The organism is Nocardia kruczakiae NBRC 101016 (assembly GCF_001612965.1).
GTDB lineage: Bacteria > Actinomycetota > Actinomycetes > Mycobacteriales > Mycobacteriaceae > Nocardia > Nocardia kruczakiae.
Window position 1 is genome coordinate 118,909 of sequence record NZ_BDBL01000025.1, and the last position, 14,931, is coordinate 133,839.

The 14,931-nt window shown below is 67.9% G+C and carries 15 protein-coding genes; 6 read left to right on the plus strand and 9 right to left on the minus strand.

What is annotated here, in order from left to right; all coding sequences use genetic code 11:
* Positions 1 to 5: 5 nt before the first annotated feature.
* Both NK1_RS18915 and NK1_RS18920 read right to left on the minus strand, forming a co-directional pair.
* Complete coding sequence (locus NK1_RS18915) at positions 6 to 938, minus strand: esterase/lipase family protein (protein ID WP_063010357.1); 933 nt, start codon at positions 936 to 938, stop codon at positions 6 to 8.
* A 120-nt stretch (positions 939 to 1,058) separates the two neighbouring features.
* Positions 1,059 to 2,117, minus strand: coding sequence for an alpha/beta hydrolase (locus NK1_RS18920; protein ID WP_063010359.1), 1,059 nt, complete (start codon positions 2,115 to 2,117; stop codon positions 1,059 to 1,061).
* Positions 2,118 to 2,290: 173 nt separating this feature from the next.
* On the opposite strand from NK1_RS18920, the gene NK1_RS18925 reads away from it, so the two are divergent.
* A complete protein-coding gene (locus tag NK1_RS18925) occupies positions 2,291 to 3,526 on the plus strand; it encodes a lycopene cyclase family protein (RefSeq protein WP_063010361.1) in 1,236 nt (411 codons plus the stop codon).
* A gap of 13 nt (positions 3,527 to 3,539) precedes the next feature.
* Here the strand turns inward: NK1_RS18925 and NK1_RS18930 are convergent, their stop codons facing one another.
* Positions 3,540 to 4,334: an enoyl-CoA hydratase gene (locus NK1_RS18930; protein ID WP_063010363.1), complete on the minus strand. Its 795-nt coding sequence runs from the start codon at positions 4,332 to 4,334 to the stop codon at positions 3,540 to 3,542.
* Positions 4,335 to 4,479: 145 nt separating this feature from the next.
* Between NK1_RS18930 and NK1_RS18935 the strand changes: the two genes are divergently transcribed.
* On the plus strand, positions 4,480 to 5,739 hold the full coding sequence (locus NK1_RS18935; protein WP_063010365.1) for a TetR/AcrR family transcriptional regulator: 1,260 nt from the start codon (positions 4,480 to 4,482) through the stop codon (positions 5,737 to 5,739).
* Positions 5,740 to 5,772: 33 nt separating this feature from the next.
* Here NK1_RS18935 and NK1_RS18940 read toward each other — a convergent pair whose 3' ends face one another.
* A complete protein-coding gene (locus NK1_RS18940) occupies positions 5,773 to 7,236 on the minus strand; it encodes an aldehyde dehydrogenase family protein (protein ID WP_084461188.1) in 1,464 nt (487 codons plus the stop codon).
* Positions 7,237 to 7,711: 475 nt separating this feature from the next.
* Between NK1_RS18940 and NK1_RS18945 the strand changes: the two genes are divergently transcribed.
* Genes NK1_RS18945 through NK1_RS18955 form a run of 3 tightly spaced genes read left to right on the plus strand, consistent with a single transcriptional unit; the run spans position 7,712 to position 10,505 of the window.
* Positions 7,712 to 8,836: an ATP-binding cassette domain-containing protein gene (locus tag NK1_RS18945; RefSeq protein WP_084461180.1), complete on the plus strand. Its 1,125-nt coding sequence runs from the start codon at positions 7,712 to 7,714 to the stop codon at positions 8,834 to 8,836.
* 38 nt (positions 8,837 to 8,874) lie between these two features.
* Positions 8,875 to 9,642, plus strand: a complete 768-nt coding sequence (locus NK1_RS18950; RefSeq protein WP_063010404.1) for an ABC transporter permease — start codon at positions 8,875 to 8,877, stop codon at positions 9,640 to 9,642.
* Between the two features lie 5 nt (positions 9,643 to 9,647).
* Complete coding sequence (locus tag NK1_RS18955; RefSeq protein WP_374726735.1) at positions 9,648 to 10,505, plus strand: ABC transporter permease; 858 nt, start codon at positions 9,648 to 9,650, stop codon at positions 10,503 to 10,505.
* Positions 10,506 to 10,523: 18 nt separating this feature from the next.
* On the opposite strand, the gene NK1_RS18960 is transcribed toward NK1_RS18955, so the two are convergent.
* From NK1_RS18960 to NK1_RS18970, 3 genes are read right to left on the minus strand one after another with little or no spacing between them, the layout of a single operon-like run.
* Positions 10,524 to 10,925 (minus strand): type II toxin-antitoxin system death-on-curing family toxin, encoded by a 402-nt coding sequence (locus NK1_RS18960; protein WP_245660658.1) that lies wholly within the window; start codon positions 10,923 to 10,925, stop codon positions 10,524 to 10,526.
* Positions 10,922 to 11,122: a hypothetical protein gene (locus NK1_RS18965; RefSeq protein ID WP_063010369.1), complete on the minus strand. Its 201-nt coding sequence runs from the start codon at positions 11,120 to 11,122 to the stop codon at positions 10,922 to 10,924. Before NK1_RS18965 ends, NK1_RS18960 begins: the two co-directional genes overlap by 4 nt.
* Before the next feature lie 45 nt (positions 11,123 to 11,167).
* Entirely contained in the window at positions 11,168 to 11,584 is a 417-nt protein-coding gene (locus NK1_RS18970) for a MerR family transcriptional regulator (protein ID WP_063010371.1), read from the minus strand.
* A 65-nt stretch (positions 11,585 to 11,649) separates the two neighbouring features.
* Between NK1_RS18970 and NK1_RS18975 the strand changes: the two genes are divergently transcribed.
* The gene (locus NK1_RS18975) at positions 11,650 to 12,516 is read left to right on the plus strand and encodes a polysaccharide deacetylase family protein (RefSeq protein ID WP_063010373.1); all 867 of its coding nucleotides are present in this window, start codon (positions 11,650 to 11,652) and stop codon (positions 12,514 to 12,516) included.
* Between the two features lie 6 nt (positions 12,517 to 12,522).
* On the opposite strand, the gene NK1_RS18980 is transcribed toward NK1_RS18975, so the two are convergent.
* Together NK1_RS18980 and NK1_RS18985 are read right to left on the minus strand one after the other, a co-directional pair.
* The gene (locus tag NK1_RS18980) at positions 12,523 to 13,770 is read right to left on the minus strand and encodes an Nramp family divalent metal transporter (protein WP_063010375.1); all 1,248 of its coding nucleotides are present in this window, start codon (positions 13,768 to 13,770) and stop codon (positions 12,523 to 12,525) included.
* A 113-nt stretch (positions 13,771 to 13,883) separates the two neighbouring features.
* A complete protein-coding gene (locus NK1_RS18985; protein WP_063010377.1) occupies positions 13,884 to 14,912 on the minus strand; it encodes an alpha/beta hydrolase in 1,029 nt (342 codons plus the stop codon).
* Between the last annotated feature and the right edge of the window lie 19 nt (positions 14,913 to 14,931).

Sequence of the window (14,931 nt, forward strand, 5' to 3'; positions counted from 1 at the left end):
GCGACTCAGCAGGGCGGGGGCGGCGGCGCGTCCTCGACGGCGGCCAGGACGTCGGCGATCACGCGTGGGGCCGACAGCAACTCGTCGTGGCCGACCGCGAGGTTCGGGCAGCCGTCCTGCACCCAGGAATTACGGTCCCCCGGCCGGGGCGCGGCCAGCAGCGCGGTCTCGGCAGGCGTGATCACCTCGTCGGTGCGGCTCGCGATCGCGGTGTAGCGGATGCCGGGCGCGGTCTCGCCGCCGGCGTTCAGCGCGGCCAGCGTCGGGGCGCCCGGGACCTGTTCGGCCCCCGCGGGCCCGAAGACCTGCGCCGCGGTCTGCTGCCCGTCCATCCCGAGGGCCCCGTAGAACGGGAACATGCTGGGCAGGCCCTCGAAGGTGGATCCCCGGTACGGCGTCCCGACGGTGACCACACTCGCCACCACGTCGGGGCGGCGCCGCACCAGCTCGCGGATCTCGGTGCCGCCGGTGGAATGGCCGACCATGATCACCTTCGCCGCGCCGGTGGCGTTGCGGACCGTCGAGACGAAGGTGCTGAGCTCCGTCGTCTGCGACGCGATGTCCGCGACGCCGTAGATCACATTTCCCTGCAGGGCCGCCGCCACCGGGCCCAGGCCGGGCCACCCCCGATCGGCGGCACCGCTCGTGCCCGGCGCCGGGAACGGAACCCGGCCGATATCGGCCGCGAATACGCAATATCCCGCGCGGCGCAGCGCGGGCGCCAATGCTCCGAAACTGCGCTGCGCGTCGGTGGCGGCGCCGTGCGCCAGCACCACGGGATACGGTTTGTCCGGCGTCGGCCGGCAGCTGAAATCGTTCGCGCCGGGCAATGGCGGAACTTCCACCGGATATGCGCCGACCACGGGCGCCTGGCCCGTAATTATGGCGACCAAGGCGCAAAAGAACACGGCTGTCGCCGAGAACCGCACCCTACTCATGGCAGCCCATGGTAGGGGAAGTGCGCGATATTTCCCGGCACCCGGACCGCGGACCGTTGTCACGAATAATCAGCGATGATGCTGCATTTTCATCTCGTCCGCTCCGACTCGAGATATCGATCACAATCCCAGGCCTCCGGCGAGAACCGGCCACGACTGCTCGAGGTCGTCCTGCCAATAACCCCAGGTGTGGGTACCCGTGGGCCGGAAATTGTAGGTGGCCGGAATGCCGAGCGAATCCAATCGCGTCTGCATGTTGTGCGCGCAGAGGTTGGTGGCCGCCTCGATGATGCCGCCGATCACGATCTGATTCGAGAAACCCCATGCTCCCGGCAGCGAGTACTTGCCGCCGTAGGTGTCGTACGGGCCCGGCAGTCCGGTGCCGTTGGCGATATAGATCGCCTTGCCGCGCAATCCTTCCGCGTGCACGTAGGGGTCGTTGCGCGCCCATTCCGGATCACCCGTCGGGCCCCACATGTTGTCGGTATTCGACCATCCCCAGGTATTCACCGTGAGGCGCACGAATTCCTGTCCCATCGGATCGCTGGTTTGCGCACAGCCACTGTAGGACCCGACTGCGGAATACAGTCCGGGAGTGAGGGCGGCCAGCGCCAATGTCGTGGTCGCGGACATCGAATATCCGGCTATACCGTTGCGACCGTTGGCATTCAGGAATTTGTCGAGCAGGGGCGGCAGTTCCTCGGTCAGGAACGTGCGCCATTTGTTGCGCCCGAGAAAGGGATCGTCGCGTTTCCAGTCGGTGTAATAACTGAACTGACCGCCGATCGGCGTCACGACGTTGACGTTCTTGTCCGCCAGGAAATTCAACGCATCGGTGCGGCTCGCCCAGGTGGCGCCGTCGATGCCACCGCCCGCGCCCAGCAGCAGATACAGCACCGGCCGCGGTGTGGCCTGATCGGCGGCGCGCTGGACCTGTACCTCGATGTCCTTGGCCATCGACGCCGAATGGACCGTGACCGTCTGATGCCGCGCGTCGTCGGTGCGCACTCCGACGATCGCCGACTCCCCTCCCCCCGATCCCGACGGCACCGGATCGGCGAAACCGGTGGCGGGGTACATCATCAGCGCACTCGCCGCGAGCACCACGGCGGTGACCGGACCGATTCGCGGCCTGAATCTGCGCCGCGGAATTCGCCCCTCGTATCGATATCTTCGCATCTCGTTCTCCCTGGCCACCAGCAGTTCGCGAGCACCCCCCGACGGCGCCCGTGGTCTCAGGTTATGAACTGCCCCAACGCATTTCACGACGCGAATTGCTACGCCACGAATTTTCGGGGCGTAACGTCCACGGCCTGCGCGGCGATGCGGGGCCGGGCTGGGAGAATGCAGCCATGAGTGCGCAGGATGTCCGTCGAGCCGATCTGTGCGTGGTCGGGCTCGGGCCGACCGGCCGTGCCGTCGCACACCGCGCGATGCGGGCGGGGCTCGACGTCGTGGCGGTGGATCCGCGGCCCGAGCGGCTGTGGCCGCCGACCTTCTCCTGCTGGGTCGACGAACTTCCCGCGTGGCTGCCGCACAGCGCGATCGCCCAGCGCATCGAGGCGCCCACCGTCTGGACGCAGACGCCACATCGAATCGACAGGCCGTACTGCGTACTCTCCAAGCCCGGGCTACGCGACGCGCTCCCCCTAGACGATGCCACCGTCCTGGCCGGCCGCGCTACCTCTGTCGACGCTCATCGCGTCGAATTGCAGGACGGCGGCACCGTCACCGCCGCCGCCGTGGTCGATACCCGCGGTCTGGCTTCGCCGGGGTCGCGGCGCACCGCCAGCGCGCACGGCATCTTCGTCGATGCCGACCGGGCGGCACCGATGATCGCCGACGGCGAAGGGCTGCTGCTGGATTGGCGCGACGAGAACGGCGCCGGACCGGACGAGCCGCCCTCGTTCCTGTACGCCGTCCCGCTCGGCGACGGCACGGTGATCTTCGAGGAGACCAGTCTCGGCCTGCGCGGCGGCATGCCGCAGCACGAACTGCGCCGGCGCACCCTGCATCGGCTCGCCGCGCACGGCGTCCTGCTGCGCGGTGACGAACCGTCCGAGGCCGCGCACTATCCGCTGGATCAGCCGCCCCCGCCGATGCGCCGGTCGCTGCGCGGCGACGATCCGGTGCCGTTCGGCTCCCGCGGCGGCATGATGCATCCGTGCACCGGCTACAGCGTCGCCGATTCGTTCGCGCTGGTCGACACGCTGGTCGACGCGGTGCGCACGGGCGCCGATCCGGTCGCGGCGCTGTGGCCGTGGCAGGCGCGGCTGGTGTATTGGATGCGGATGCGCGGCCTCTACGGCTTGGGGCGGCTGACGACCGCGCAGTCGATCTCGATGTTCGAGGCCTTCTTCACCGCCTCTCCGCGCCAGCAGCGGGCGCTGCTGTCGGCGCACGACGACTACGCGGCCCTCGGGGCGGTGCTGTTCATGACGGTGTCGCGAACCTGGCCGTTCCGCTGGCGATTCGATCTGGTCGGCTGGGCGAATCGCAACCGCTGGGTGGGCTACGAGTATCCGACGGCGACCTCGGATCCGGTGCTGGATGCCGCACTCCCGGAAGACGGGAGCGCGGGCGGCTAGCGACCGGGGCGTCCTAGTGCGCGAATACCGCTTTGCGTTTGCCCAGCATCGCGGCGGCGCCCTCGGCGAAATCGGGTCCGCGCAGCAACTCCGCCTGTCCGGCCTTCTCGGCGGCGAGCGCCTCGTCCAACGACGCGAGGGCGGCCCGGTTGAGGGTGCGTTTGGTGAGTTCGAGGGCGCGGCGCGGGCCGTGGGCGAGTTTGGCGGCGACCGCCTCGACCTTCGCATCGAGCTCGTCGACGGGCAGGACGCCGGCCAGCAGGCCGCGCCGATAGGCCTCGGTGACAGGCAGCCGCTCCCCGAGCAGTGCCAGTTCCGCGGCCAGCGCCCGCCCGGACGCGGCGGCCACCAGTGCGGCGGCGCCACCGTCGGGCATCAGGCCGATGTTGATGAAGGCCTGCAGCAGATAGGCCTCCTCGCTCGCGTAGGTGAAATCGGCGGAAAGTGCCAGCGCCACACCGATTCCCGCGGCGGCGCCGCGCACCCGCGCGATCACCGGCACCGGCGCGTCGATGATCGAACGGATCATCCGGTTCGCGCCGTCCATGGTCATCTCGGGGGTGATGCCCCGCTCCTTCTCGGCGGCCGCGGCGGCCAGATCGGCGCCGGTGCAGAAATCACCGCCAGCCCCGGTCAGCACGACGACGCGAATCGACGGATCCTGGGCCACATTCCCGAGCGTGTCACCGAGGGCGATCATCGCGTCGTAGCTGAGGGCGTTCTTGCGCCCGGGATTGTCGATGGTCACCCGCAAAACGCGATCGTCCCGCACGATGGTGAGGCCGGGGGTGTGGTCGTGATCGCTCATGGTTACTCCCAGGTGGGCCGCCGCCGGTGGCGACGAGGCGAGAATGATGGTTAACTTTGCGAATTGTGGTTAACTTATGTTGACTTGTCCGGCGCTGTCAACCAATCGGCGCCGTCGACGAGCCGAAACGCAGAAGGAGAGGTGTATGGTCGCGGATCGCAGCGAGGCCGGGCTCGCATCCGCGCGACCGGGTACCACCACGACGACCCGGCGTCGGCCGAAGAATCGCAAGGCACAGATCGTGCGGGTCGCCGCCCGCGCCTTCAGTGAACGCGGCTATCACCCGGTCGGCGTGGACGAGATCGCCGCCGAGGTGGGCATCTCGGGACCGGCGCTGTACCGCCACTTCGCCAACAAGTACGCACTGCTGGTGGCCGCCGCCGAGGCCGGCGCCCAGCAACTGCTCGATGCCGCCAAGGCGGCCGACGAACCCGGACTCGATCCGAAATCGCGACTCACCGCGCTGATCCGTGCGTTGGCCGAGCACACCATCGATGTGCGCCGCGAGGGCGGGTTGTACCGCTGGGAGCGCCGCTACCTCGAGCGCGAGGACCGCACGCGCATCCGGGTGATCTACGACGAACTGCAGGATCTGATCGAATCCGCGGTCGCCGCGCTGCGGCCGGAGGCGCCGCCCGCCGACGTGGAACTGATCGCGACCGGCATGCTGGGCGTGATCGGCAGCATCACCGCGCACCGCACCGCCCTGTCCAACGCGCGGCTGACCGATCTGATGCTCGATATGTGCTGGTCGCTCCTGCACACCGAGCTGCCGCCGCTGCCCGACCCGGCGGCCACCGGGGCGCCGGTGCGCGGGCTGCCGCTGAGTTCCAAACGCGAACAGCTGCTCACCGAGGCGATCCGCATCTTCGGCCGCCAGGGCTATCACGAGGCCAGTATCGAGGAGATCGGCGCGGCGGTCGGTATCAACGCGTCCAGCGTGTACCGCTACTTCGCGAGTAAATCCGATCTACTGGCCGCCGCGTTCCACCGCACCGGGGAACGCGTCGCGATCGCGAATTCCGAGGCACTGGCGGAAGCGACCAGCCGCTCCGACGCCGCGCTGCGCATCGCGGCGCGGTTCGCGCGGCTGACCTTCTCGACACCGGAGATCCTGCCGGTCTACTTCGCCGAATTCTCGAATCTTCCTGCGGCCGAACAGCAGAAGCTGCGTTCGGTGCAGCGGCAGAACGTGCTCGAATGGGCGCATCTGCTCGACGACGAGCCGGCCGAGGCACGCTGCCGCGTCCATGCGGCCATCGCGCAGGTCGTCGACGTCGGGCGGCGCGTGCGCTTCGAGAATCGGCCGGAACATGTCGCCCGGGTGTGCGCGTTGATGGAAGCGGTTCTGCTGGGCTGGAATTCAGCGCCGGAGGCGGCGCAGGGCGAACAGCTCGAGGCGTAGCGGGCGCGCTCGTGCGGCCGGAGCCGGCCGCGGCTAGAACCGGCCGTGGCGCATCCGGAAGATCGCCCGCGTCAACCGCAGATGGCGCGGGTGCCGGTCGAAACTCGACAGATCCACCGGGGCCCGATAGCGCTTCTCCGCGATCGCCAGGGTGCGGCTGAATTCGCGCAATCCGGCCTCGCCGTGCGTATGCCCCTGCCCGTACTCGCCGACCCCGCCGAAGGGCAGGGCCGGGTTGGCGGCGTAGGCCATGGTCGAATTCACGGTCACCACACCGGTTCTGATGCGTTCGGCGAAGTCGGCGACACCCCGCACGTCGCGGGTGAACACCGAGACCGCCAGGCCTTGATCGGCGGCATTGATGCGGTCGATCGCCTCGTCGATATTCGCCACCCGATTCACGATCAGCACCGGCCCGACCGCCTCCGCGGTGATCGCCTGGCTGTCCTCGGGCACATCGGTCAGCACGATCGGCTCGATATACGGTTCGCGGATCGATTCCAGGCCGCCCACCACGGCCCGGCCGCCGCGCGCGATCGCATCCTTGACCTGCCGGCGGACCACGTCGACCTGGGCATCCATGATCATCGGGCCATAGGAGGCCTTGCGATCGCCACCGGGACGCAGCGAACGCGCCTGGGCGACGACCCTTTCCAGGAACGGTTCGTAGACCGAGTCCGCGACGTAGGCCCGCTGGATACCGGCCGGGCTCTGCCCCGCGTTGGACATGGCGCCGAACACCGCCGCCTCGGCCGCGGTGTCGAGTTTCGCGTCGACGTGCACGATCATCGTGCCTTTGCCGGCCTTCTCGACCACGACGGGCGTCAGCGTGGGCGCGCACAGTTCGATCACCTCGCGCGCACCGGCCTCGGAGCCGGCGTAGGCGATCTTGTCGACCCGGGCGCGGCACAGCTCGGCGCTGGTCGCGCTGGTTCCGGTGATCGCCTGCAGGACAGGCTTGTTCGGTGCCAGTGCCGCCCAGCTGTCGGCCAGCCAGATACCGACACCCGGAGTGAGCTCGCTGGGCTTGAACACCACGGCGTTGCCGGCGGCCATCGCATACGCGATCGAGCCCATCGGGGTGAAGACCGGATTGTTCGGCGAGCCGAGCACCCCGACGACACCCAGCGGCAGATAACCCACCGAGGCCCGCTGATTGCGGGTGAGCCAGGTCGAGGCGAGTTTGCTTCGCCCCAAGAGTTTTTCGGCGTTGCGCGCGGCCCAGTTCAGATGTTCCACGGCGAGCATGATCTCGATCGCGGCGTCGACGCGCGGCTTACCCGATTCGGTGCAGATCAGTTCGGCCAGTTCGCCGGCGTTGCGGGCGATACTGCGCTTCCATTCCAGCAGCCAGCGCTTGCGCCCGGCGAATCCGATTGCCGCCCACCAGGTCTCGGCCGATCGAGCGGCACGCACGATCTCGGTGACCGCGGCCGCGTCCATGATCGGATATTCGCCGATGAGCTCGCCGGTGCGTGGATCGTGGGACTTCAGCATCTCGGCCATTGGCCACCCTCTCGCCGGCGGAGACCTCGGCATTCGTTCGACGTGTGCACCAGCAGCGGGCGGGCGACGATGCCGCGGGCGGGTGCGGGAATCGATACCGCTCCCCTGATCGTCAGACTAGGGCGCGGTCCGGGCGAGCGACAACAACCGTGAACATCCTACGAACCGCACGGTCCGCGTCCGGACCAGCGACAATGGTGATCGAGGACGATTCGCCGCCGGAAGTGTGAGCAACGCCACAGATTGAACCCGCCGACACGTTTCGACAACGCCATGTTTCAGATCGCGGTAGAAAACTACCGCGGCGGAAAACGCCGGGAGCCCGGTCGACGCCCCGAGCCCGCGGCACCGACGGCCGCGCGGCCGGACGAAGTAACATCGCGCCCGGTGGAAGGTATCCATCAACCGGGACAAAGATCAGCGTTCCGGACAATCCGGTCGCGGCCCGGCCGATAGTGGAGAGTTGATGCCGAGTTTGGACAACGCAGAATCGCACACACCGCGTGAGGATTCGGGCGGCGACGCGGCAGCGTCTCGGGTGAGCACCGACGCGGCAGCGTCTCGGGTGGGCACCGACGCGGCAGCGTCTCGGGTGAGCACCGACATCACCACCGGTGCCGATACCGCTGTGACCGCATCGGGCACCGATCCGGCCGTCGTGGTCGACGATGTGCGCAAATCCTTCGGCGAGGTCCAGGCGCTGCAGGGCATCAGCTTCACCGCCGCGCGCGCCTCGGTACTGGGCATCCTCGGCCCCAACGGCGCCGGCAAGACCACCACCGTCAAGATCCTGTCCACCCTGTTGCGCCCCGATTCGGGCAGCGCCTCGGTGGCCGGGCACGACGTGGTCGCCGATGCGGCCGGGGTACGCCGCTCGATCATGATGACCGGGCAGTACGCCGCGCTGGACGAGAATCTCTCCGGCCGCGAGAACCTGGAACTGTTCGGGCGGCTGATGGGCCTGCCCAAGAAGGACGCGCGTCGCCGCGCCGACACTCTGCTCGAGGAATTCGACCTGGTCGGCGCCGGTAAGCGCGCGGTGCGGCACTACTCCGGCGGTATGCGCCGCCGCGTCGACATCGCCTGCGGATTGGTGGTGCGGCCGGAGGTGGTCTTCCTCGACGAGCCGACCACCGGCCTCGACCCGCGCAGCCGCCAGGGCGTGTGGGATCTGGTCAACGCGCTCAAGGAGCAGGGCATCACGGTACTGCTGACCACGCAGTATCTGGAAGAGGCCGACGTTCTCAGCGACAACATCATCGTCATCGACAAGGGCACGGTGATCGCCGAGGGCACCGCCGACGAACTCAAGGAGAAGACCGGCGGCAGTTACTGCGAGGTGGTCCCGCTGGACCCGACGCAACTGCGCAAGGCGGTGACCGCGCTCGGCGAGCTGGTGCCCGAGGCCCTGCGGCACGAATTCGCCGGTGACCGGATCTCCATTCCCGCTCCGGACGGGGCGAGCACCCTGGCCGAGGCGGTGCGCCGTCTCGACGCCGCGGGCCTGGAACTGGCCGATATCGCGCTGCGGCGGCCCTCGCTCGACGACGTCTTCCTGTCCATCACCGGTCATTCCGGCGGAGTTCAGTGAGCGCGCCGGTGGCCGCCGAGACCCGCCTCTTCGCCCAGATGCCCGAGGCGCGGATCTCCAGCTTCGCCCAGTGGCGGGCGCTGACCGGGCGGATCGTGCGCACGATGGCGACCAAGGGGGAACTGGTCGTCGCGGTGATCACGCCGCTGGTGTTCACCCTCGGCTTCTATCTGCCGCTGCGTTATGTGATGCAGTTCCGCGGCATCGACTACGCGCAGTTCGTGATGCCGATCATCGTGCTGCAGACCATGTCGTTCACCATGATGTCGAATGCGCAGATCGCCGCCTTCGAATCGATGACCGGTCTGCACACCCGGATGCAGACCATGCCGATCGGGCCGATGGTCCCGCTGACCTCGCGCATCTGCGCGGGTCTGGTGCGCTCGGTGACCTCACTGATCGCGGCGTTGATCTTCGGCTACATGATCGGTTTCCGGTTCACCGCCGGTCTCGGCCAGGCCGTACTGTTCTGCGCGTTCTCGCTGGCCGTCGGAACCGTGCTGGCCGTCGGCGCGGACGCGCTGGGCAGTTTCACCAAGAGTCCGGAGGCGCTGAGTCAGGCACTGACGCTGCCGACGCTGATCCTCGGCATGCTGTCGTGCGGCTTCGTGCCGGAATCCGGATTCCCGGCGTGGATTCGGCCGTTCGCGCGTAATCAGCCGGTCTCGCAGTTCTCCTTCGCGCTGCGGGATATGGCCGCGGGCGGGGTGAGCTGGCATGTGCTGTGGGTGCCGCTGGTGTGGTTGATCAGTCTGACGGCGGCGTTCGTACCGCTGGCGGTGTGGGCGAGCGTGAGGCGATCGTGAGCAGTCTGACCATCGAAACGACCGAGACCGCCCCGGAAACCCCCGGCTGGCAGACGCCACTGCCGACGGTCGCGCCGCGCTCGGAGCGGTCCGTCGCGACCTGGGCGCGGCACAGCCTGATCCAGTGCAAGCGGTTGCTGATGGTGTGGGCGCGCGACCCCGCGACCACCATCCAGACGCTGATCTACCCGGCCCTGACCCTGCTGATGTTCCGGATCGTGCTCGGCGATTCGATCACCGCGGCCACCGGCATGCCCAGCGTCTACGGCACGGTCCCGCTGATCACGCTGGTGGCGGCCATGTCCGGAGCGGTGGTCAGCGCACTGGGCTTCAAAACCGAGAAGTACACCGGCCTGCTCGGCCGCTTCTGGACCATGCCGATCCACCGGGCCGCGGGGCTCACCGGGCGGCTGCTGGCCGAGGCGCTGCGCGTCCTGGTGACCACGCTGTTCGTGATCGCGGTCGGCGTCTGCATCGGCTTCCGCTTCTGGAACGGCCCGCTGGCGTCGGTGGCCATGATCGGCATCCCGGTGCTGTTCGGCGTGGGCTTCGCGGTGATGGTGACCGCCCTGGCCACCGTCTCCGAGGGCGTGATGCTGGTCAACATCATCAGCATCATCAACACCCTGCTGATGTTCTTCAACTCCGGCTTCGTCCCGGTCTTCGCCTACCCCACCTGGCTCCAGACGATCGTCGAGAACCAGCCCATGAGCACCGCCATCGACGCCATGCGCGGCCTCTGCTGGGACGGCCCGGTCGCCGAACCCCTGTGGAAGACGGTCGCCTGGGTCCTCGGCATGATCGTCGTCTTCGGCTACCCGGCCGTACGCGGCTACCGCCGCGCCGCGGAGACGGGAGCGTAAACCGCCGCCCGACGGCGATCAGCGGACAGCGAGGTATTCCAGAGCCTTGGCGATGGCCGGGATCTCGACGACCGCACCGGTGGCGACGTCCACGACCAAGTTTTCGCAGTAGTCCGTGTCGACTCGAAGTTGTACGCCGTTGAACGCGAGAAACATCATGCACGCCAACCAGGCTGTCGGCTTGTTGCCGTCGATGAACGGATGATTCCGTGACAACGACTGGAGCAGTGCGGCCGCCTTCTCGAACACGCCTGGGTAGACCACCACCCCGAATGCGCGAGTTTGCGGGCGGTACACCGCCGACTGCAGTAGGCCGATATCCCGCACCATCGTCCGGACATCGCCTGTCACCCGATCCGCGATCATGAGGACGTCCTCCAGATCCACGTAGACTACGGAATCCTCGGGAAGATCGGTCACTTCAGCCGATCCAGAAGTTCTGCCCAGCGGCCCATTTCGACGTCCAGGATTTCACGTGCCCGATCGCGATGGTCGTGGCGCGCCACATATTCGGCCACAGCCTTGTTGATCATCGTATTGATGCTGATGCCCTCTGCCTCGGCTTGTCTCTTGACTGCCGCCTCATTGTCATCGGTGAACCGTACGTTGATCGCCACAGAGCGATAGTACCAGTTTGGTACCACCGGGCGACTGCCCAGCGGCTACTTACCGGGCGCACCGACCCTTACCACACCGTCTTGACCCACCGAGGCCGGGCGGGCGCAGCCGCGGAGTTCGCCGATGTAGGCGGTCATGGCGTCGCGGTTGCGGGTGAGCAGGTCGATGCGCTGGGTCAGGCGGTCACGCTGATGTTCGAGGGTGGCGATGATCTCCGGTGTGGCGTCGGCGAAATGGATGTCGCGCGGGTCGTCGAGGCAGGGCAGGATCTGCTTGATGATCCGGGTGGGCAGGCCCGCGTCCAGGAGACCGCGGATGTGCAGGATCTGATCGACCAGACGCTCGTCGTAGTCGCGGTAACCGTTGGCGCAGCGGCGCACCCGGATCAGGCCCTGCTCCTCGTAGTACCGCAACAGCCGCCGGGACGTATCGGTCCGCTCCGCCAACTCGCCGATTCGCATATGCCCTACCTCACAACGGCTTTCGATTGACCTTCACATGTATGGCAAGGTTTGACGATACCGGCATGAGCACGGACATCACACTGTACGACTACTCCCCCATCACCGAGCGCGAGCCGATCCACTGGCCCGAGGGTAAACGAGTCGCGTTCTACGTCGGCCTCAATATCGAACATTTCTACGTCGACCTGCCGGGCACCGCGACCTACGAGGGCACCACCGCGCTGACGCCGGACGCCCTGAACTACGGCTGGCGCGACTACGGCCCGCGGGTGGGCATCTGGCGCCAGATCCAGTTGCTCGACAAGTACGGAATCCGGGCCAGCGCCCTGTTGAATTCCGATGTGGGCGAACGGTATCCGCAGATCATCGCGGCCGGCAAGGAGCGCGGCTGGGATTGGCTCGCGCACGGCAGCAGCAACAGCCATCTGCACACCGGACTGTCACTGGACGACGAACGCCGGGTGCTGACCGATATCGTCACCACCATCGAGAAGACCACCGGCCGCCGGCCCCGGGGCTGGATGGGGCCGGGCCTCACCGAAACCTTCCACACGCCGCAGCTGCTGGCCGAACTGGGACTCGAGTACGTCCTCGACTGGACCAACGACGATCAGCCCTATCGGCTGAATGTGCCCGGGCTGCTGAGTGTTCCGTATTCGGTGGAACTGAACGACATCGGCATCTTCGTCAGCAAGGGCCTCACCGGCCCCGACTTCGTCCGCATGGTCCGCGACCAGCTCGACCAGCTCTACGCCGATTCCGCCGACAGCGGCCGCGTACTGGCGCTGGCGCTGCACCCGTTCGTCACCGGGCAGGCGTTCCGGCACCGCTATCTGGACGAGGCGCTCGACTACGTGGTGAACCATCCGGGGGTCTGGGTGACCACGAGCGACGAGATCGCGGAGCATTATCGACGGACGACGGCGTGACGGCCGCTATCCACCGGCCACGGTCAGATAGATCAGCAGCAGGTTCAACGCGCTGATCACCGCGGCGATCAGCCACGCGGCCGCGGTGGTCGCCCGATGATTGGCGTCGGCACCCATCAGAACGCGATCACTCGTGAACCGCACCAGCGGGATCAGCGCGAACGGGATGCCGAAGGACAGCACCACCTGCGAGACGATCAGGGCGCGGGTGGGGTCCACGCCGGCGGCGAGGATCAGCAGAGCGGGAATCAGGGTGACCACGCGGCGGAACAGCAGTGGGACCTTGCGGCGCAGCAGCCCGTCCATGATCATCGCGCCGGCGTAGGCGCCCACCGAGGTGGACGCCAGGCCGGAGGCCAGCAGGGCCACGGCCAGCAGCAGGGCCGCCCAGGAACCGAGAACCTCGCGGACCGCGGCGTGCGCGGATTCGATCGAGTCGATATCGCGGCCGCCGAGCGTGGCGGCGGCCATCAGCAGCATCGCCAGATTGACCGCACCGGCGATGATCATCGCGAGCCCGACGTCCATGCGGGTCGCGCGCAGCAGGCGGCTGCGGCGCGGGCCCGGCTCGGTGCGGCCGTGCCGGTCGCGGGTCAGGCCGGAGTGCAGATAGATCGCGTGCGGCATCACCGTGGCGCCGATCATCGCGGCGGCGAGCAGCACGCTCTGCGCACCGTCGAATCGCGGCACCAGCCCGCCCACCACGCCGGACGGTGCGGGCGGCGAGATCACCACACCGGCCAGGAAGCCGATCGCGATCACCGCCAGCAGGCCGATGATCACGCGCTCGAACGGCTGCTGTCCGCGGCGGTTCTGCACGGCCAGCAAGGCCATCGACACCACGCCGGTGATCACGCCGCCGAGCAGCAGCGGCAGTCCGAACAGCAGGTTCAAGGCGATGGCGCCGCCGACGACTTCGGCGAGATCGGTTGCCATCGCGGCCAATTCGGCCTGTCCCCAGTAGGCCAGCCGGACCGGGCGCCCGGCTCGTTCGCGCACGATCTGCGGTAGTGAGCGGCCGGTCACCACGCCCAGTTTCGCCGACAGATACTGCACCAGCGCGGCCATCACATTCGCCATGACGACCACCCACACCAGCAGATAGCCGTACTGCGCGCCGGCGCTGATATTGGAGGCCACATTGCCGGGGTCGACGTAGGCGATCGCCGCCACGAACGCCGGGCCCAGCAGGACCACGAGCGAACGCAGCCGATTCCGGCCGGCCGGCCCGGATTCGACGGTGATCGTATCCATGAAAAATAGTTTACGGGCAACCGAACTTTTTAATGAGCCAGGCCCCGAAAAAGAGCGAATCCGCCCCGATCGCGAGGGCGATCGAGGCGGATTCGGTGGTTCGGGTGAGGCGCTCAGATGCCCAGACCGCGGGCCAGCACCGGCCACGAGTCGAGGAAGTCGTCGTGCCAGTAGCCCCACGAGTGGGTGCCCGAGCTGCGGAAGTTGTAGGTCGCCGGAATGTTCAGCGAGTCCAGCTTCGTCTGCAGGTCGTGGCTGCAGTAGTTGGTCGCGGCCTCGATCACGCCGCCGACGACGAGCTGGTTGCCCAGACCGTAGGCGCCGGGGAGGGCGTAGGGGCCGTTGAGGGTGTCCCACTGGCCGGGCAGGCCGTTACCCGAGGAGATGTACAGGTTCGCGCCGCGCAGCTGATCGGCGTGCAGCAGCGGGTCGTTGTCCTGCCAGGCCGGGTTGTCGTCCTCGCCGTACATGTTGCGCACGTCGCCGCCGCCCCAGGTGTTGACGGTGAGCTTCACCGCTTCGCGGCCGACCTGTGTGCTTGTCTCCGCGCAGCCGGAGTAGGCGGCCACCGACTTGTACAGGCCCGGCTTGGCGATCGCCAGGTTCAGCACCGATGTGCCCGAAGTCGACAGGCCCGCAATGGCATTGACGCCGTTGGTGCCCAGCGCGCCGTCGATCAGCGGGGGCAGTTCCTCGGTGAAGAAGGTCTTCCACTTGTTGCGGCCCAGGCTCGGGTCGTCCTTCAGCCAGTCGGTGTAGTAGCTCCACTTACCGCCGATGGGCTGCACGACGTTGACGTTCTTGTCGGCCAGGAAACCGTTGACGATATCGGTCTTCTTCTGCCACGACGCGTCGTCCTCGCCGCCGCCCGCGCCGTTGAGCAGATACAGGGTCGGGCGCGGCACCGAGGCGTCGGCGGGGCGCTGCACGTCGACCGGGAAGGTGCGATTCATCGCCGCCGAGTGGACGTACAGCCGGATGCTGCGGTCGTCCTTGTAGGTGGCCTTCTCGATCCGCGATCCGTCGGGCGACTGCGGGTCGGCCAACAGCGACTTCGAGGCGATGACCGGATCGTCCGCCGAGGCGGACGTTGCGCCGACTCCGGCCACGACGCCTGTGAGGACTCCGGTGGCCGCGAGCACGGCAGCAGCTCTCAGACCA